This is a genomic window from Streptomyces sp. NPDC058335, from assembly GCF_042723915.1.
Classification (GTDB): domain Bacteria; phylum Actinomycetota; class Actinomycetes; order Streptomycetales; family Streptomycetaceae; genus Streptomyces.
This window is the reverse complement of sequence record NZ_JBHXHX010000010.1, coordinates 90,968-108,206: the sequence shown is the minus strand read 5'-3', so window position 1 is coordinate 108,206 and position 17,239 is coordinate 90,968. Positions and strand designations below refer to the sequence as shown.

The 17,239-nt window shown below is 72.6% G+C and carries 16 protein-coding genes; 7 read left to right on the top strand and 9 right to left on the bottom strand.

All coding sequences use genetic code 11. The annotated features are described in order from the left end of the window. Nucleotides 1-90 precede the first annotated feature (90 nt). Nucleotides 91-2,130, top strand: a complete 2,040-nt coding sequence (locus ACFWJX_RS21145) for a DHA2 family efflux MFS transporter permease subunit (RefSeq protein ID WP_383245291.1) — start codon at nt 91-93, stop codon at nt 2,128-2,130. Here the strand turns inward: ACFWJX_RS21145 and ACFWJX_RS21140 are convergent. Then, on the bottom strand, nt 2,123-2,689 hold the full coding sequence (locus tag ACFWJX_RS21140) for a GNAT family N-acetyltransferase (protein ID WP_383245288.1): 567 nt from the start codon (nt 2,687-2,689) through the stop codon (nt 2,123-2,125). The genes ACFWJX_RS21145 and ACFWJX_RS21140 overlap by 8 nt on opposite strands. 145 nt (nt 2,690-2,834) lie before the next feature. Here ACFWJX_RS21140 and ACFWJX_RS21135 point away from each other — a divergent pair, with 145 nt between their 5' ends. Both ACFWJX_RS21135 and ACFWJX_RS21130 read left to right on the top strand, forming a co-directional pair. Further along, the gene (locus ACFWJX_RS21135) at nt 2,835-3,521 is read left to right on the top strand and encodes a hypothetical protein (protein ID WP_383245285.1); all 687 of its coding nucleotides are present in this window, start codon (nt 2,835-2,837) and stop codon (nt 3,519-3,521) included. A gap of 6 nt (nt 3,522-3,527) precedes the next feature. Then, nucleotides 3,528-4,190 carry a hypothetical protein gene (locus ACFWJX_RS21130; RefSeq protein ID WP_383245282.1) on the top strand — a complete coding sequence of 221 codons (663 nt, stop codon included), beginning with the start codon at nt 3,528-3,530 and terminating at the stop codon, nt 4,188-4,190. A 16-nt stretch (nt 4,191-4,206) separates the two neighbouring features. Here the strand turns inward: ACFWJX_RS21130 and ACFWJX_RS21125 are convergent, their stop codons facing one another. Then, nucleotides 4,207-4,623 (bottom strand): DUF1992 domain-containing protein, encoded by a 417-nt coding sequence (locus ACFWJX_RS21125; RefSeq protein ID WP_383245280.1) that lies wholly within the window; start codon nt 4,621-4,623, stop codon nt 4,207-4,209. 103 nt (nt 4,624-4,726) lie between these two features. On the opposite strand from ACFWJX_RS21125, the gene ACFWJX_RS21120 reads away from it, so the two are divergent. After that, on the top strand, nt 4,727-5,119 hold the full coding sequence (locus tag ACFWJX_RS21120; protein ID WP_383245277.1) for a hypothetical protein: 393 nt from the start codon (nt 4,727-4,729) through the stop codon (nt 5,117-5,119). 85 nt (nt 5,120-5,204) lie between these two features. Here ACFWJX_RS21120 and ACFWJX_RS21115 read toward each other — a convergent pair whose 3' ends face one another. Both ACFWJX_RS21115 and ACFWJX_RS21110 read right to left on the bottom strand, forming a co-directional pair. Further along, a complete protein-coding gene (locus ACFWJX_RS21115) occupies nt 5,205-5,876 on the bottom strand; it encodes an O-methyltransferase (RefSeq protein ID WP_383245271.1) in 672 nt (223 codons plus the stop codon). A gap of 119 nt (nt 5,877-5,995) precedes the next feature. Beyond that, nucleotides 5,996-7,198, bottom strand: coding sequence for a DUF2330 domain-containing protein (locus ACFWJX_RS21110; protein WP_383245268.1), 1,203 nt, complete (start codon nt 7,196-7,198; stop codon nt 5,996-5,998). A 327-nt stretch (nt 7,199-7,525) separates the two neighbouring features. Between ACFWJX_RS21110 and ACFWJX_RS21105 the strand changes: the two genes are divergently transcribed. Together ACFWJX_RS21105 and ACFWJX_RS21100 are read left to right on the top strand one after the other, a co-directional pair. Continuing rightward, a complete protein-coding gene (locus ACFWJX_RS21105) occupies nt 7,526-9,583 on the top strand; it encodes a bifunctional glycosyltransferase 87/phosphatase PAP2 family protein (protein ID WP_383245265.1) in 2,058 nt (685 codons plus the stop codon). Nucleotides 9,584-9,922: 339 nt separating this feature from the next. Next, nucleotides 9,923-10,108: a DUF397 domain-containing protein gene (locus ACFWJX_RS21100; RefSeq protein ID WP_383245263.1), complete on the top strand. Its 186-nt coding sequence runs from the start codon at nt 9,923-9,925 to the stop codon at nt 10,106-10,108. On the opposite strand, the gene ACFWJX_RS21095 is transcribed toward ACFWJX_RS21100, so the two are convergent. Further along, on the bottom strand, nt 10,092-11,261 hold the full coding sequence (locus tag ACFWJX_RS21095) for a steroid 3-ketoacyl-CoA thiolase (protein WP_383245260.1): 1,170 nt from the start codon (nt 11,259-11,261) through the stop codon (nt 10,092-10,094). The two genes, ACFWJX_RS21100 and ACFWJX_RS21095, sit on opposite strands and share 17 nt — an antisense overlap. A 202-nt stretch (nt 11,262-11,463) precedes the next feature. Here ACFWJX_RS21095 and ACFWJX_RS21090 point away from each other — a divergent pair, with 202 nt between their 5' ends. Next, the gene (locus ACFWJX_RS21090) at nt 11,464-12,702 is read left to right on the top strand and encodes a cytochrome P450 (protein ID WP_383245257.1); all 1,239 of its coding nucleotides are present in this window, start codon (nt 11,464-11,466) and stop codon (nt 12,700-12,702) included. Nucleotides 12,703-12,805: 103 nt separating this feature from the next. Here the strand turns inward: ACFWJX_RS21090 and ACFWJX_RS21085 are convergent, their stop codons facing one another. The 4 genes from ACFWJX_RS21085 to ACFWJX_RS21070 all read right to left on the bottom strand — a co-directional run bounded on the left by ACFWJX_RS21085 (nt 12,806) and on the right by ACFWJX_RS21070 (nt 17,134). Beyond that, entirely contained in the window at nt 12,806-13,222 is a 417-nt protein-coding gene (locus ACFWJX_RS21085) for a transglycosylase SLT domain-containing protein (protein WP_383245253.1), read from the bottom strand. Between the two features lie 335 nt (nt 13,223-13,557). Next, nucleotides 13,558-14,376, bottom strand: coding sequence for an ECF transporter S component (locus tag ACFWJX_RS21080; RefSeq protein WP_383245250.1), 819 nt, complete (start codon nt 14,374-14,376; stop codon nt 13,558-13,560). Beyond that, entirely contained in the window at nt 14,373-16,046 is a 1,674-nt protein-coding gene (locus ACFWJX_RS21075) for an ABC transporter ATP-binding protein (protein ID WP_383245247.1), read from the bottom strand. Before ACFWJX_RS21075 ends, ACFWJX_RS21080 begins: the two co-directional genes overlap by 4 nt. Further along, on the bottom strand, nt 16,043-17,134 hold the full coding sequence (locus tag ACFWJX_RS21070) for an energy-coupling factor transporter transmembrane component T (protein WP_383245738.1): 1,092 nt from the start codon (nt 17,132-17,134) through the stop codon (nt 16,043-16,045). Before ACFWJX_RS21070 ends, ACFWJX_RS21075 begins: the two co-directional genes overlap by 4 nt. Nucleotides 17,135-17,239 lie beyond the last annotated feature (105 nt).

Below are 17,239 nucleotides of genomic sequence, written 5' to 3'. Positions count from 1 at the left end.
GGAACGGGAGGTTCCGGCGGGACTCGACAGGCCATAACGGGACACACCAATCACGATGGAAGATGTCCACGCGAGCCTCAGGAGGCATCCATGTCCTTGGACGCGCAGGCCCGGACGGGGGATCCCCGTCAGGAGCACGTGCCCGGGAACGTCCTCGTGTCGATCGGCGCGCTGCTGCTCGGCATGCTGCTCGCCGCCCTGGACCAGACGATCGTGTCGACGGCGCTGCCCACGATCGTCAGCGAGCTGGGCGGCATGGAACACCTCTCCTGGGTGGTCACGGCGTATCTGCTGGCGTCGACGGCCGCGACCCCGCTGTGGGGCAAGCTGGGCGACCAGTACGGGCGCAAGAGGCTGTTCCAGATCGCGATCGTGATCTTCCTGATCGGCTCGGCGCTGTGCGGGATGGCGCAGAACATGCCGCAGCTCATCGGTTTCCGCGCGCTCCAGGGACTGGGCGGCGGCGGGTTGATGGTGCTGTCGATGGCGATCGTCGGCGACATCGTTCCGCCGCGTGAACGCGGCCGCTACCAGGGTCTGTTCGGCGCGGTCTTCGGCGCGACCAGTGTCCTCGGGCCGCTCCTGGGCGGCCTGTTCACCGAGCATCTGAGCTGGCGCTGGGTCTTCTACGTCAACCTCCCGCTCGGTGTCGTCGCGCTCGCCGTCATCGCGGCCGTCCTGCGCATCCCGCGCAAGTCGGCGAAGCACGTCATCGACTACCTCGGCACCCTCCTCATCGCCTCCGTCGCCACCTGCCTGGTGCTGGTGGCCTCGCTGGGGGGCACCACCTGGGGCTGGGGCTCGCCGCAGATCGTCGGACTCGCCGTGCTGGGCGTCGTCCTGGCCTTCATCTTCGTGGCCGTGGAGCGCAGGGCCGCCGAACCCGTCCTGCCGCTCAAGCTGTTCCGCATCCGTACCTTCACGCTGTCCGCCGTGATCAGCTTCATCGTCGGGTTCGCGATGTTCGGCGCGATGACCTACCTGCCGACCTTCCTCCAGGTCGTCCAGGGCGTCTCACCGACCCTGTCCGGTGTGCACATGCTGCCGATGGTGGCCGGTCTGCTGCTGGCGTCGACGGCGTCCGGGCAGATCGTCAGCCGCACCGGCCGCTGGAAGGTGTTCCCGGTCACCGGCACCGCCGTGACGGCCATCGGCCTGCTTCTGCTGCACCAGCTCGACGAGCACAGCTCCACCGCCGAGATGAGTGCGTTCTTCTTCGTCTTCGGCCTGGGTCTCGGCCTGGTGATGCAGGTCCTGGTCCTCATCGTGCAGAACGCCGTCTCCTACGAGGATCTCGGCGTCGCCACCTCCGGCGCGACCTTCTTCCGCTCCATCGGGGCCTCCTTCGGCGTCGCCATCTTCGGCACGGTCTTCACCAACCGCCTCGGCGACAAGCTCGCGGACGCCTTCCGGGGCGTCGACCTCCCGTCGGCCGTCTCCCTCGACGCGCTGGAGGCCGACCCGCGCGTCATCGGCGACCTGCCCGCCGCCCTGCGCCCACCGGTCCTGCACGCCTACGCCTCGTCCATCACGGACGTCTTCCTGTACGCCGCCCCGGTCGCCGTCCTCGGCTTCCTCCTCGCCTGGTTCCTCAGGGAGGACCCGCTGCGCGGCTCGGTCACCGCGCCGGACGTGACGGAGACGCTGGCCAGTAATCCGGTCCAGCGCTCGTCGTACGACGAGGTGTGCCGGGCGCTCTCCGTCCTCGGCACCCGCGAGGGCCGCCGCGAGATCTACCGGACGATCACCGACCGGGCCGGCTACGACCTGCTGCCCGCCGCGAGCTGGATGCTGCTGCGGATGAAGCGCTACGGCAGCGTCGAGCCGGGCAGGCTCGCCGAGCGCGTCCCCGTACCGCTGCCGGTGATCCTGGAGGCCGCCCGGCAGGTCGAGGAACGCCGGCTCGCCGTGCGCGAGGGCCTCGACCTGGTGCCGACCGACGAGGGCCGCGAGGTCGCCGAACACCTCTCGCGGGCCCGCGAGGAGTCCCTGGCCGAACTGCTCGGCGACTGGTGGGGCCCGGACCGCCCCACCGACCTGACGCAGCTGGTGAAGGAGCTGAACGCCGAGCTGTGCGGCTCCGACCGCGAGCAGCCGCACGACGAACGCCCGGCGACCCGGCTCAGCTGAGGCGCGCGCCGCCGGGGTCCGCGCCGGTCCCGTCCGCGCCCGTCGCCTCCGCGCCCGTCACCTCCGCGCCGGCCAGGTCCTTGGCGAACCAGTGCTCGGCGTAAGGGGCGTCGTTGTGCGGGGCGCCCTCCCGGTAGCCGAGGCGGGCGTACAGCGCGCGGGCCTCGACGAGGTCGCCGCGGGTGTCGAGGATCATCCGTCCGGCGCCGAGCGCGCGGGCGGCCTCCTCGGCGGCCCCGACGAGCAGCGGTCCGCCACCCCTGCCCCGCGCCCCCGGCCGCAGGAACACCCGCGTCAGCTCGGCCGTCGACGCGTCCAGCAGCCGTACGCCCGCACTGCCGGCCGGCTCACCGTCGTACCGCGCGACGAGCAACCGGCCGGTGGGCGGCGCCAGTTCGGTCCCCGGGTGGGCGGCGATCTCCCGCTCCAGCTCGGCCGGATCGGTCAGCCGCCCCTCGTGCAGCAGATACCAGCGGTCGCTGACCTCGGTGTAGTACTCCCGCCACAGCGCGGCGGCGACGGGGGAGTCCACGGGTTCGGGGGCGATGATCCAGGCCATGCCGGTCATTCTCGGCGAGGGTCCCACCGGGCGCGCAACCGGATATGCGTGGGCAGGGTACGACGCCCGCGGCCGTTTGTCCGGCGCAGTCCGGGCAACCCGGACGGTGAACCGGCCCGTGGGGCCGAAACACCGGAAGGCAACCATGTCCACAGGCGTGATCATCGCTCTCATCGTGATCGTGGCGGTCGTCGTCGTCGCCGTCGCGGCCGTCCTGGCCGTACGGGCCCGAGGGTCGTCACACGGAGGACGGGGTCTGAAGCGCCGCTTCGGGCCCGAGTACGACCGGGCCGTGGCCCGGCACGACGGGGACGTCAAGGCGGCCGAGCGGGAACTCGGCGGTCTCGTGGAGCGGCACGGCGGGCTGAAGGAGCGGCCGCTGGAGCCCGCCGAGCGCGAGCGGTTCGAGGCCCGCTGGGCGGCCGCGCAGGAGCGCTTCGTCGACTCCCCGCGTGAGGCGGTCGCCGAGGCGGACCGGATCCTCGCCGACGCGGCGGGCGCCCGCGGCTACCCGGACGGCGGCCAGTACGACGAGCAGGTCGCCGCGCTCGCCGTGCACCACGCCGACCACGTGCAGGGCTACCGGCACGTGCACCACGTCACCCGATTCCACCAGGACGGCGGCGCACGGGGCGGCGAGGCCCCCGGCACCGAGGACCTGCGGGCCGCCATGGTCGAGGCCCGCGCCCTCTTCGACGACCTGGTCGGCGAGGGCCACCACCGGGCGACGACGACCCGGCATCCGGAGGACCGTCGGTCGGCCACACGCCACGAGGGCCGCTCCGGCTTCCACCTGCCGGGCCTCCACCGCCACCAGACGAAGCAGGGGTGAACAGGCATGCCCGACGTGACATCCGGCGGCGAGTACCGCCGCGCGGCACAGAAACAGGAAACGGCACAGGCACAGGAGACGGCGCAGGAACAGGAGCAGCCGCGAGTCGTACCGCTGGGAGAGAGCCAGGGCCACGGGCCCGGTGTGGGCGCGCCGACGCGGAACCCGGCGGCCGACCCCGCCGGACCGACCGTCGACCCCGCCGCCGCACCGGCCGTCGACCCGGTCACCGGCGGCCGGGACCCGCGTCCCACCGCCGCACCCGCCCCCGCACCGGGCGGCCTCCCGGCCGGAGCCGTGGAGGACAGCGGCGGCATCGGCGCCCCTCGGGGCACCGGCGCGGCCCACGGGGCCCAGGACGCCCGCCCCGCCGAAAAGCCCTCGCTGCTCCCGCACGACGAGTCCGACGAGCTCGCCTCGCGGATGCGGCACGCGGTCGCCGGCTTCGTGGACCGGCCCCGTGACGCCGTCGAGGAGGCCGACCACGTCCTGGAGGATCTCGCCGCCCGCTTCACCGAGGCCGTGAACAGCCGCCGCCGTACGCTGCGCGGCTCCTGGCAGCTCGCGGACGACAAGAAGGGCGACGCCGCCACGACCGCCGACACCGAGCAACTCCGCCTGGCCCTGCGGGACTACCGCGAGCTGACGGACCGGCTCCTGCACATCTAGGGGTCCTGGCTCTCCGCTAGCCGTCCGCAGCGTCCGCCCGGCGCTCCCGCCACTGCCGTACGACCTGCTCGACGTCGTACGGCTTCATGCCCAGCGGGGGGCCGGGCGGTGGCTTGAACATCATGTCGCGGAGCTTCACGTTGACGTCCGTGATGATCTTCCGGACGATGCGCTCCGAGGGCGCCGCGTACGCCGCGGCGAGGGCGTCCTCCGCCTCCTTGCGCAGGGCCAGCGCGGGGGGCAGTACCGAGAGCCCCTCGCGCGCCATCTTGCGCCTGATCCACCACAGTTCGTCGTAGGGACTCTCGATCTCCGGGTCCAACGGCCTGCCCAGGCCCGGCAGTTGATCGAACTCGCCACGTCGCTCCGCGTCCTGGATCTGCTTGTCGATCCAGGACTCGAACGGGACACCGGGTGGCTTTCGCTCGGTCATGGGTCCATTGTGCCGGACGCGGCGGGGCCGGGCGATTTAGTATGCGGCGGCTGTGCACGCACAGTTCGGACGCTGTCAGACAGACATCTCTTGAGGAGCGCACGTGCTCGAACTCACCATGGCCACCGTCTCCGGGACGGAAGAGGGTGCCACGGCCGGCATGCTCATGGCCGACGCGCCCAGCGAGCCGGGCGCCGTGCTGCGGGTGGGCCGGGACAAGTCCGTGTGCCGCCTCACCACGCCCGAGGAGTGGCTGTTCGTCTCCCGGGTCCACCTGGAGTTCCTGTGCGGCCCCGAGGGCGTCTGGCAGGTCAGCTGGCTGCGCGGCTCCCAGCCGGACCCGTCCTCGGAGGTCCGGCTGGTGGTCGGCGAGTACGCCCAGACCATCGCCTACGGCGGGAGCGTGCGGCTTCCCCGGGGCGGCAACGGCGAGATCGTCGTCACGGACCGCACCGGCCCGCGCAGCGTCAACGTGGGCTTCTATCACGAGGCGTGAGAACTGATTGCTGATTACCGAGGGCTGATTACCGAGGGCTGAGGGCTGAGGGCTGAGAGCCGGGGCACGACCTCGCGGGTCCGGGCTACGCCAGCACGCGCGCCAGCGCGAAGCCGTCGTAGCCCTTGGAGCCCACCGTCTGGATCGCCGTACCGCTCAACCTCGGGTGCGCGCCGATGAGTTCGATGGCGTCGCGGGTGCCCTGCACGTCACCCGCGCCGCTGTCCGCGTCCACCACCCGGCCGCCCCGTACGACGTTGTCGACGACGATCAGGCTGCCGGCGCTGGTGAGCCGCAGCGCCCACTCCAGATAGTGGGCGTTGTTGACCTTGTCGGCGTCGATGAAGACCAGGTCGAACGGCGGCGGGTTCTCGTCCGCCAGCAGGGGCAGCGAGTCCAGGGCCGCGCCCACCCGCACCTCGACCTGCTTGTCGAGGCCCGCGCGCGCGATGTTGCGGGTGGCGACCTCGGCGTGCTTCGGGCTGTACTCCAGCGAGACGAGCCGGCCGTCGGCCGGGAGCGCGCGGCCCAGCCAGATGGTGCTGTAGCCGCCGAGGGTGCCGATCTCCAGGATGGTCCGGGCACCCTGGATCTCCGCGAGGAGCTGGAGCAGCTTGCCCTGGTTCGCCGTGACGTTGACCTGGGGCAGCTCGGCCGCCTCGCTGTCGCGCAGCGCGGCCGCGGTCACCTCGTCGTCCGGGGCGAGGTGGGCGGTGAAGTAGGCGTCGACGGTGTCCCAGATCTGCGACTCGCTCATGCGCTCTGCCTCTCAGTTGCCGACGTGACTCGTTAGGAACGCTAACTAGTCTGCCAACGTCGTACGCCGTCCCCGAGTTCCCCCTCGCCCGGAACTCACAGGGTCCGCACCGGCCCGATTCAGCCGTTCGGCCCAGGCGGGGCGGCTGCGGTGGGCGGGCGCGGAGGCACCTGAGGCATCGGAGGCATCTGAGGCATCGGAGGCGTCGCCCCCTCCGCTGCCGCCCGTCGCCGCGCCCGGCCCCGGCGCAGCCCGAGCGCGACCGCCCCCGTCACCAGCGCCGCCAGGCCGCCCACGACGGTCAGCAGCCAGACCGGGATCCCGGCCACCGTGAGCAGCCGGTCCTGGTAGACCACCCGCCGGTACGCCGTGTCCTGCGCCGTCCGGCGCAGCTCGTGGTCCGCCGAGATCGCCGACGGCTCCGGGAACTCCTGAGTGAGCGCCGTCAGGAACGGCGTACCCGCCGCCAGCTCGCCCAGCGGGCCCTCCTCCGTGTCCACCGGCCCCGCGAAGGTCACTTGCGGCCGTCCGCCGCCGATCCGGGACACCGGTTCCATCCGGTGGTCGGCCAGCACGTACAGGCCGAGGGACTGCGGGGTGGTCGCCAGCCGCGACAGCCGCATCGGGTAGACGAGCGTGTCGCTGGCGAAGGTGAGGTGGAGCGGATCCAGGTCGCCGCCCAGCGGCGTGCCGGCGGTCTCGGGGACCAGCCGTACGGCCACGTACTCCCAGCGCCGGTCGACGTACGGCTGGAGGGCCGTCTCCAGGCGGGGCGGGAAGGCGAAGCCGTTGTCGCCCAGCCAGTCGTCCAGGGCGGACGGGTCGGTGGCCGTCAGTCGGGCCACGTCGAACGGGCCGAGCCGCTCGCGCCCGACCACGCCCACACCGGGAGCCGCCCCCGGCAGCTGCGGGGCGGCCCCCGCGCCGTCGTTGCTCTCGGTCAGCGGCCAGTCGCCGTCCTGCGGCCAGAAGTAGTGCCGCTCCCGGCGCTCGGGGGCGGTCGCCTCGGTCAGCTGGTCGAGGATCTCCGGATCGCCGAGCTTCACCGTCGCGCGGCCCGGCACCGGCATGATCCACGCGGCCCGGTCGGCGTCCCCGGAGACCGACAGGCTCATCACGATCTGTTCCTGCGCACCGTCCCAGCGCACCACGGAGACCTCCCGGCCGACCGCCACCCGCTGCTGGTCGCCCGGGACCAGCGCGCCGCAGCCGCAGGCGTAGGCCGGTGCCACGAGCGAGCCGAGCTGGGTGGCGACCAGCGCGAGAAGAAGCGTCAGCAGCCGCCCTCGCCGTGTGAGCCGTCTCCGCGAGTGTCCGAGCATCCCCCGAGCCCCTCCGTCCGTCGCGACCGGCGTGCCGGTCGCGCCCGTCGATCATCGTCCGGGTCTACGACGGCGGGCCCGAGGCGCCGGTTCCGTCGCGCCGGCCGTGCGCGCCGGTTGTGTCCGGGCCGTGACCGACCCCGCACCCCGCGGATCCGACGCCTCCCCAGGAGCACTATCGTCTTCCGGACAAAAGGAGAACGGGCGTCAGGTGAAGGCGGGGTGGCCTGCGTCTCTGTCCGGGGGTGCCGCGAGCCTCATAGGGTTCGTGAAGAAAAACCCCACGAGGGAACGCGTGGGACCTACGGGGCGGGAGGCCTACGAGGCGTGGCGAATGCGGAGCAGAGCGGACGACCGGCGGAACCGTTCGGAGCGACGGCGGTCGACACGGCGAGAGCGCGCCTGCGCGTGGCCCGCCTCGGCCTCTGGCTGGTCGCGGCGGTCCTCGCCGTCCGGCAGGTGGCCGTCGTCCTCGGCACCCCGCGCGGAGAGCGGCTGACGGACCTGGAGACCTGGGTCGGACCGAACGGCGTCCTGCACGTCAACGGTTCGCTCTACGACTCGACGCGGTTCACCGGCACCCCGTTCGGCGGACTCGTCCTCAAGCCCCTCACCCGGGCGGCCGAACAGGCCCTCGGCTGGGGCTGGACCTTCGGCACGCTGCTGCTGGTCGCCGCGCTCGGTCTCGTCGTCGCGCGGGCCCTGCCGCAGCCGGTGAGCAGACGCACCTCGCTGCTGGCCGCGCCCGTCGCGATCAGCCTGCTCATGCTGTCCCTCCCCGTCCGCAACACCCTCTGGCTCGGCCAGACCAGCATCATCCCCGTCCTGCTCGTCCTGCTCGGCTGCTTCGTCGTACGGGGGCGGCACGCGGGCGGCGCGCTGATCGGCCTTGCGGCGGCCCTCCAGCCGACCGTCCTGCTGTTCGCCCCGCTCCTGTGGTTCACCGGCCGGCGCCGGGCCGCCGCGACCGCGGGGGCGTCGTTCCTGGCCTGCACGCTGCTCGCCTGGGCGGCGATGCCGCACGACTCGTACACGTACTGGGTCCACCACATGGCGGGCGTCGGCCTCGGCGGCAGGGCGGACGCACTCGGCAACCAGTCCCTGCACGGCGCCCTGCTGCGCTTCGGCCTGTCCGGTCCGCTGGAGATCGCCCTGTTCCTGACACTGGGCGCGGCCGTCGCCGCGCTCGGCGTCCGCCGGGCGGTGCGCTACGCCCGCGACGGCCAGCTCCTGCTGGCGGTGGCGATCACCGGCTGCGCCGCCGTCGCCGTATCCCCGACGACCTGGCAGCACCAGCTCCTCTGGGTCCTGCCGGCGGTGGTCGGCCGGGTCGGCAAGCGCGCCTCGGACCGATACGTGTGGCCGGTCGCCGTCATCCTGGTCATGACGCTCCCGGCGAAGATGATGCTGCCGAACATGGCGTCCCTGTACCCCCTGCGCGACAACGTCGTCCTCCTCGCCGCCCTGGCCGCCGCGACGGTCATGCCCTTCCTGTCGCGCACCTCCCCGTACTACCGGACCCCGATCCCCACGCAGTACGCCGCACCCGTCCCGGCCCGCTGGAAACGCATCCCGCTGCTGCCGTTCCTGCGCCGGGTCCTCACCCGCCCCAACCTCCTCCTGGAGCTGCTGCTCATCCGCGTCACCTACGCGGCGTACCAGCAGGTCAGGCTCGCGGCGACGGGCGGGACCATCTCGGGCGGACGGGAGCGGGCGGAGGCCCACGGCCGCGAGATCCTCGACATCGAGCGCTTCCTGCACATCGACATCGAGCACTGGGCCAACCACGCGGTCGTCAAGGTCGGCTGGCTGCGCGACTTCTTCGACTTCTACTACACGTCGTTCCACTTCGTGGTCCCGCTGTCGGTGCTGGCCGTCCTCTACTGGCGTCGCCCGGTGGACTACCGCTGGGCCCGCTCCTCCCTCGGCTTCGCGACCCTGCTCGCGCTGGTCGGCTTCTGGCTCTACCCGCTGGCCCCGCCGCGCCTGATGCCGGGCCTGGGCATCGTCGACACCGTCCACGGAGTCCAGGACTTCACCCAGCCCGACTACGGCACCCTGACGTCCCTGACCAACCAGTACGCGGCGATGCCGTCCCTGCACTTCGGTTGGTCCCTGTGGTGCGGCATGGCGATCGCGATCGTCGCCCCGAAGTGGTGGATGAAGGCCCTGGGCCTCCTGCACCCCCTGTTCACGGTCTCCGCGATCGTGGCCACCGGCAACCACTGGGTCCTCGACGCGGTGGGCGGCGCGGCGGTCGTGCTGGCCGGCTTCGGGCTGGCGTACGTGTTGCAGGGGCCGCGGGCGGGGTCGGCGGCGGTGACGCCCACGAAGGACGACCACCGCCCGCTGGAACCGGAGAAGGAACGGACGGCCAGCGCCTGACGGGCTCACCGTCCGCTCACCTCGGCGGGTGGGCGGACGGAGAGCTGGGAGGGGCGGCGCCCCACGCGGCCCCGCAGCCACCGTTCGGCGGGGTGCTCCAGCCTGTCCCGAACAGAGGAGCGAGAATATCGCCCCTGCCCGCGCCCACTGTTCCACTGACGTCCGACGTCGATGACATGGCCATGCTGTGCGGTGACCGCGTCCGGCTCATCGGCCTCTGGCGCTTCCGTCGCGATGGTCCTTCGCCAGGTCGGGAGGGAAGGGGGAGGGACTTGATGGAGATGGGTATGTGGCAGTTGGCGCAGCAGGATCTGATCCGGCGTGTGACGGAGGCCCGCTATGGAGATCAACTGGCGTAAGTCCAGCTACAGCAGCGACCAGGGCGGCAACTGCGTCGAGATCGCCGACCTTCCGGGCGCCGCCGTAGCCGTCCGCGACTCCAAGACCCCGGCGGGCCCGATCCTCACCCTCCGGCCCGCCGCCTTCGCCGAGTTCCTCTCGTGGGCGTCTACAGCCGCTGGATGATCGTCCCGGTAGCCAAGCCGCCCCCCGCGCACATCGTGATGAGGGCGAACTCCCTGTCCGAGCGCTCCAGTTCGTGAAGGGCCGTCGTGATCAGGCGGGCGCCCGTCGCTCCTACCGGGTGGCCGAGGGCGATTCCGCCGCCGTTCACGTTGACCTTCGACAGGTCCGCCTCGAAGACCTTCGCCCAGCTCAACACCACTGACGCGAAAGCCTCGTTGATTTCGACCAGGTCGATGTCCCTCAGCGTCATGCCCGCCTTGCCGAGCACCGCTCGCGTCGCGTCGATCGGGCCGTCCAGGTGGAAGTGGGGGTCGGCGCCGACCAGGGCCTGGGCCACGATCCTCGCCCTCGGCTTCAGCTTCAGGGCGCGGGCCATCCGCTTCGACGACCACATGATCGCCGCCGCGCCGTCCGAGATCTGCGAGGAGTTGCCGGCCGTGTGGATCGCTGTGGGCATGACCGGCTTCAGGCGCGACAGCGCCTCCAGTGACGTGTCCCTCAGGCCCTCGTCCCGGTCCACCAGGCGCCACATGCCCTGGCCCGCCGCCTGTTCCTCCTCCGTCGTCGGGACCTGGACGGCGAAGGTCTCCTTCTTGAAGCGTTCCTCCGACCAGGCCACCGCCGCCCGTTCCTGGGAGAGCAGGCCCAGCCTGTCGACGTCATCCCGGCTCAGACCCCTGTGGCGCGCGATGCGTTCCGCCGCCTCGAACTGGTTCGGGAGGTCTACGTTCCACTCCTCCGGGAACGGTTTTCCCGGGCCGTGCTTCGAGCCCGAGCCGAGCGGGACCCGGGACATCGCCTCGACCCCGCAGCTGATGCCCACGTCGATCACGCCCGCCGCGATCATGTTCGCCGTCATGTGGGACGCCTGCTGCGACGAGCCGCACTGGCAGTCGACCGTCGTCGCCGCCGTCTCGTACGGGAGGCCCACGGTCAGCCAGGCCGTGCGCGCGGGGTTCATGGACTGTTCGCCGGCGTGGGTGACCGTGCCGCCGACTATCTGCTCCACGGCGTCGGCGGGGATGCCGGTGCGGCCGAGGAGTTCGCGGTAGGTCTCGCCGAGGAGGTAGGCGGGGTGCAGGTTGGCGAGCGCGCCGCCGCGCTTGCCGATGGGGGTGCGGACTGCTTCCACGATCACGGGTTCGGCGGCCATGGGTGCGGATCCTCTCGGGGGGCGGCTCTCCTCCGGACGTACGGCACTACGGAACTAGAACAGGTACTAGTTCTTGGAGCAGTCTGATGACGTGATGTGCGTCACCGCAAGGGTCTTGCAGCCTTCGGGTGCCTGAACTACCTTCACCGGAACCTGTTTCTGATGCACCGTCAGAAAAGCTGCCTTCTGGCTGGAGCTGCCCATGCCCTGTCCAGCGCTTCCCGACGGGTTCGACTTCACCGACCCCGACCTGCTGCAACACCGTGTGCCACTGCCGGAGTTCGCCGAGCTGCGGCTGGCCGAACCGGTCCGCTGGATCCCGCAGTCGGGGAACGTGGCCGGCTTCGAGGACGAGGGCTACTGGGCGGTGACCCGGCACGCCGACGTCCGGTACGTCTCCACCCACCCCGAGATCTTCTCCTCCACCCTCAACACCGCGATCATCCGCTTCAACGAGCACATCGCCCGCGACTCCATCGACGCACAACGGCTCATCCTGCTGAACATGGACCCGCCGGAGCACACGCGCGTGCGGCAGATCGTGCAGCGGGGGTTCACTCCCCGGTCCATCCGGGCGCTGGAGCAGCGGCTGCGGGAGCGGGCCACCGCCATCGTCGCCGAGGCCCGCGCGCTCGACGGGCCCTTCGACTTCGTCACCTCGGTCGCCTGTGAGCTGCCCCTCCAGGCCATCGCCGAGCTGATCGGCATACCCCAGGACGACCGGACCAAGATCTTCGACTGGTCCAACAAGATGATCGCCTACGACGACCCCGAGTACGCCGTCACCGAGGAGGTCGGCGCCCGGTCCGCCGCCGAGATCATCGCGTACGCCATGAGCATGGCCGCCGAGCGGAAGCAGCGCCCGGCCCACGACATCGTGTCCACGCTGGTCGCCGCCGAGGACGAGGGCAACCTCAACTCCGACGAGTTCGGGTTCTTCGTGCTCATGCTGGCCGTGGCCGGCAACGAGACCACCCGCAACGCCATCACCCACGGCATGCACGCCTTCCTCACGCACCCCGAGCAGTGGGAGGTGTACAAGCGGGAGCGGCCCGGCACCGCCGCCGAGGAGATCGTGCGCTGGGCCACGCCCGTGACCGCCTTCCAGCGGACCGCCACGCAGGACACCGAGCTGGGCGGGAAGACGATCAGGAAGGGGGACCGGGTCGGCCTGTTCTACGCCTCCGCCAACCACGACCCCGAGGTGTTCGACCGGCCCGACGACTTCGACGTCACCCGGGACCCCAATCCCCACCTCGGCTTCGGCGGCGGCGGGCCCCACTTCTGCCTCGGCAAGTCCCTCGCCGTGCTGGAGATCGACCTCATCTTCAACGCCCTCGCCGACGCGATGCCACGGATGCGGCTCGTCGAGGACCCGCGGCGGCTGCGGTCCGCCTGGATCAACGGGGTGAAGGAGCTGCGGGTCAGCGCCGGTGAATGACGCGGGCACGCGGAGAACCGCATCGGAAAAAGCGTGAGGCGGCGGCCCCCGGGGATCGGGGGGGCCGCCGCCTCACGCGTACGGGGTGAGCCTAGGGCCTGGCTCAGTACCAGCCGTTGGCCTGCCAGAAGGCCCACGCGCCGGCCGGGCTGCCGTAGCGGGAGTTCATGTAGTCCAGGCCCCACTCGATCTGGGTCCTGGGGTTGGTCTTCCAGTCGGAGCCGGCCGAGGCCATCTTGTTGGCCGGCAGGGCCTGGACCAGGCCGTAGGCGCCGGACGAGGCGTTGGTGGCGTCGACGTCCCAGCCGCTCTCGTGCTCCACGATCTTGCTGAACGCGTTGAACTGTGCGGCGTCCGGGATCATCTTGTGCGCGATCGCCTTGGCCTGGGAGGCGGAGGTCACGGTCGAGGCCTGGGCGGGGGCCGCGGACAGCGCCATGCCGGCGGTCGCGGCGGCCAGGGCGGCGGCGGTGAGGGCCTTCTTCGGGGAAGCGATACGGCGGATGACGGAGACGGACACGGAGAACCTTTTTCTTCGGGGACGGATGAGTCGCTGTGCATGCGGAGTCACGCGGTGCGTGGCCGCACCGCGTGATGTGCGGCGGGGGGCTTGCATGCGTCGGGGCCGAGACCCGGGGGTCTGTCGGCCCTGTGCGACGTCATCCAGAGAAGCAGGCTCGAAAGGGGTCCGCAATGACCCCTTTTACTAGTTGTGGCCGCATGTGGGGTGATGGTCGTTTGTGTGACCTGGCTCTCAATGTGCAGGTCAGGGGTGGTGCTGCGCGAGCGCGACGTGCCGAATGTCCCACTAAGGTGGATCGTAGGTGATGTGGGTCATGTGGGGTGCTTCACCGATCAACGGTCCTCGAATGTGACCGCGGTCTCGAAGGCCGCGCGCCGGGTGGCTCTGCGTAGCGCCCTGAGCACGGCCGGACCCAGCGTCAGGGTCAGGACGACCGTGACGACGGCCCGGCCCAGGTCCCAGCCGAGGGACGTGGCCGCGCAGTAGGCGAGGAAGCGGGCCAGGTTCTCCGGTACGGCCGCGTCCGGGTCGAAGGAGACGCGCGAGGCCAGCTCGCCCAGGAAGGGCCAGCCCGCCATGTTCATCACCGTGCCGTAGGCGAAGGCGGCCAGGAAGCCGTAGACCGCGAGCAGGCCCAGCTCGCCCCGGCCGCGCAGCCGGTCCGGGCCCGGCAGCAGGCCCGCGCCCATCGTGAACCAGCCCATCGACAGCATCTGGAACGGCATCCACGGGCCCACCCCGCCCGTGAGCAGGGCGGACGCGAACATCGTGACCGAGCCCAGGACGAAGCCGAAGCCGGGGCCGAGGACCCGGCCGCTGAGCACCATCAGGAAGAACATCGGCTCGATGCCCGCCGTCCCGGCCCCGATCGGACGCAGGGCGGCGCCGGTCGCCGCCAGCACGCCGAGCATGGCGACCGCCTTCGCGCCGAGCCCCGACTCCGAGATCGTCGCCGCGACGACGGCGACCAGCAGCACCAGCAGGCCCGCGAAGAGCCAGGGGGCGTCCTGCGCGTGCGCGTTCAGCGTCGAGGCGGGCGGGGCCAGGAACGGCCAGCCGAAGGCGACCGCACCGACGGCGCTGACGAGCCCGAGCGCGGCGACGGAACGGGGGCCGAGCCGCACGGCCCGCGCCTGCCGGGTCCGGCTCACCGCAGGGCCTCCCGCACCTGCGCGACGGTCAGCCACTTCTGCGGGGCAAGGATCTTCGTCACCTGCGGGGCGAAGGACGGGGAGGAGACGATCACCTCGGCCGTCGGGCCGTCCGCGATCACCTCGCCCTCGGCGAGCAGGACGACCCGGTGGGCCAGCTCCGCCGCCAGTTCCACGTCGTGCGTGGCCAGCACGATCGCGTGCCCGGCCGCGGCCAGCTCGCGCAGGACGCCGACCAGGCGGGTCTTCGCCGCGTAGTCCAGACCGCGGGTCGGCTCGTCGAGCAGGAGCAGCGGCGGGCGGGCGGCCAGGACGATCGCCAGCGCGAGCGTCAGCCGCTGGCCCTCGGAGAGGTCGCGGGGGTGGGTGTCGTCGCCGATGCCGGGGAGCAGACCGGTGACCAGGGCGCGGCAGGTGCCGGGGGCGGCCTGCGCGTCCCGGTCGGCGGCCGCGCACTCGGCGGCGACCGTGTCGGCGTACAGCAGGTCGCGGGGCTCCTGCGGGACGAGGCCGACCCGGCGGACGAGGTCGCGGGGCGCGGTGCGGTGCGGGAGCGCGCCGCCCACCCGGACCGTGCCGGAGGACGGCTCGACCAGGCCCACGAGGGTGTTGAGCAGCGTGGACTTCCCGGCGCCGTTGCGGCCCATGAGGGCGATGGTCTCGCCGGGGGACACGGTGAGGTCGACGTCCCGCAGCGCCTGGACCCGCGCGCGGCGTACGGCGAGGGCGCGGACCTCCGCCGGGGGCGCGGACGTGGCCGGGGCGGGCGTGGCGCGGCGGCCCCGCCAACGGGGCAGTGCCGGGCGCGGCACCGGGGGCTCGACGGTCGCGGGCGGGGCGTGCTCCGGCTCCCGCCCGGCGAGCCGTTCGCGCAGGTCACCGGCTCGTCGCCGGGCGTCGCGGACGGTCAGTGGCAGCGGGGACCAGCCCGCCAGCCGGCCCAGGTCCACCACCGGCGGACACACCGGCGATACGGCCATGATCTCGGCCGGGGTGCCCAGCACCGGGGCGGCGCCGGGCGCGGGCAGGAGGGCGACCTGGTCGGCGTACTGGAGGACGCGTTCCAGCCGGTGCTCCGCGAGCAGGACGGTCGTACCGAGGTCGTGGACCAGGCGCAGGAGGACGGCGAGGACCTCCTCGGCGGCGGCCGGGTCGAGCGCTGAGGTCGGCTCGTCCAGCACGAGGACGCGAGGGTGCGGGGTGAGGACCGAGCCGATCGCGACGCGCTGCCGCTGGCCCCCGGAGAGCGTGGCGATCGGACGGTCGCGCAGGCCGGCCAGGCCCAGCAGGTCGAGGGTCTCCTCGACGCGGCGGCGCATCACCGCCGGAGGCAGCCCCAACGACTCCATGCCGTAGGCGAGTTCCTCCTCGACGGTGTCCGTGACGAAGTGCGACAGCGGGTCCTGGCCCACCGTCCCCACCACGTCGGCGAGTTCACGCGGCTTGTGGGTGCGGGTGTCGCGGCCGTCGACCGTCACCCGGCCGCGCAGGGTGCCGCCCGTGAAGTGCGGGACGAGACCGCCGACCGTGCCGAGCAGCGTCGACTTGCCTACGCCGGACGGACCGGCGAGCAGCACCAGTTCACCTTCCGGGATCGCGAAGTCGACGCCCTGGACGGTGGCCTCGGAGCAGCCGTCGTACGTCACGGAGACGTTCTCGAAGCGGATCACGACGACGGCTCCTTCGGGAGCGGAGCAGGGAGCTGAGCGGGGAGGAGAGCCGGCAGGAGGCCGAGGAGCACGGCCGCGGCGGGCCAGAGGGGGAGCGTGGGCGCGGTCAGGGGGATGACGCCGGGGTGCAGTGCCTCGGGGTCGGCGGAGGCGGCGAGCGTCATCAGCGCGGCGACCGCGACACCCGACCCGGCGACCAGACAGGCGCGCGGGGTCCAGCGGTCCGGGCGGTAGCGGGTGCGGGGGGAGCGGCGCCCGCCCAGCCGGAGACCGGCGAGCGCGGCGACCGCCCCGGCGAGCAGCACCGGCAGCCCGTACGTGCCTCCCGCCGCGGTGAGCAGGCCGTACGTCCCCGCGCAGACGCCGAGCAGGCCGCCCAGGGTGAGGGCGGTCGTCGTACGGCGGACGCGGGCGGGGACGTCGGCGGTACGGCCGTAGCCGCGGGCGTCCATGGCGGCGGCGAGGGCGACCGAGCGTTCCAGGGCGCCCTCCAGGACCGGGAGCGCCACCTGCAACAGGCCGCGCAGGCCACTGTCCGGCCGACCGCGCAGCCGGCGGGCGGCACGCAGACGCTGCACGTCGGCGATGAGATGCGGCGCGAAGGTCAGCGCCACCACGACGGCGACCCCGGCCTCGTAGAGGGCGCCGGGGAGGGATTTCAGGAGGCGGGAGGGGCTGGCGAGGGCGTTCGCGGCGCCGACGCAGACGAGCAGGGTGGCCAGGCGCAGACCGTCGTACAGCGCGAAGACGACCCCCTCGGCGGTCACCCTGCCGCCCAGCCGGATGCCCTGCGCCCAGTCGGGGAGCGGGACTTCGGGGAGCGTCACGATCACGTGCGAGCCGGGGACGGGGGAGCCGAGGACCACGACGAAGAAGAGGCGGACGGCGAGCACGGCGAGGGCGAGGTGGAGGAAGGCGGAGTAGGAGCGGGACCAGGGGGTGTCCGGGCGGCAGGTGAGGACGACGTAGGCGGAGGTGGCGAGGAGCAGGGCGAGGAGGAGCGGGTTGGTGGTGCGGGTCGCGGCCGTTCCGAGCCCCAGCGCCCACAACCACCAGGCACCTGGGTGGAGCTGGGGGACGGCCGCCATGGCTCGCGTCGGCCCGGTGGCGCTCTCGGCGGGACGGGTGCCGCTCCTGCCGGGGCGGGTGCCGATCGTGCCGGGGCGGGAGCCGCACGTGCCGGGGCGGGTGCC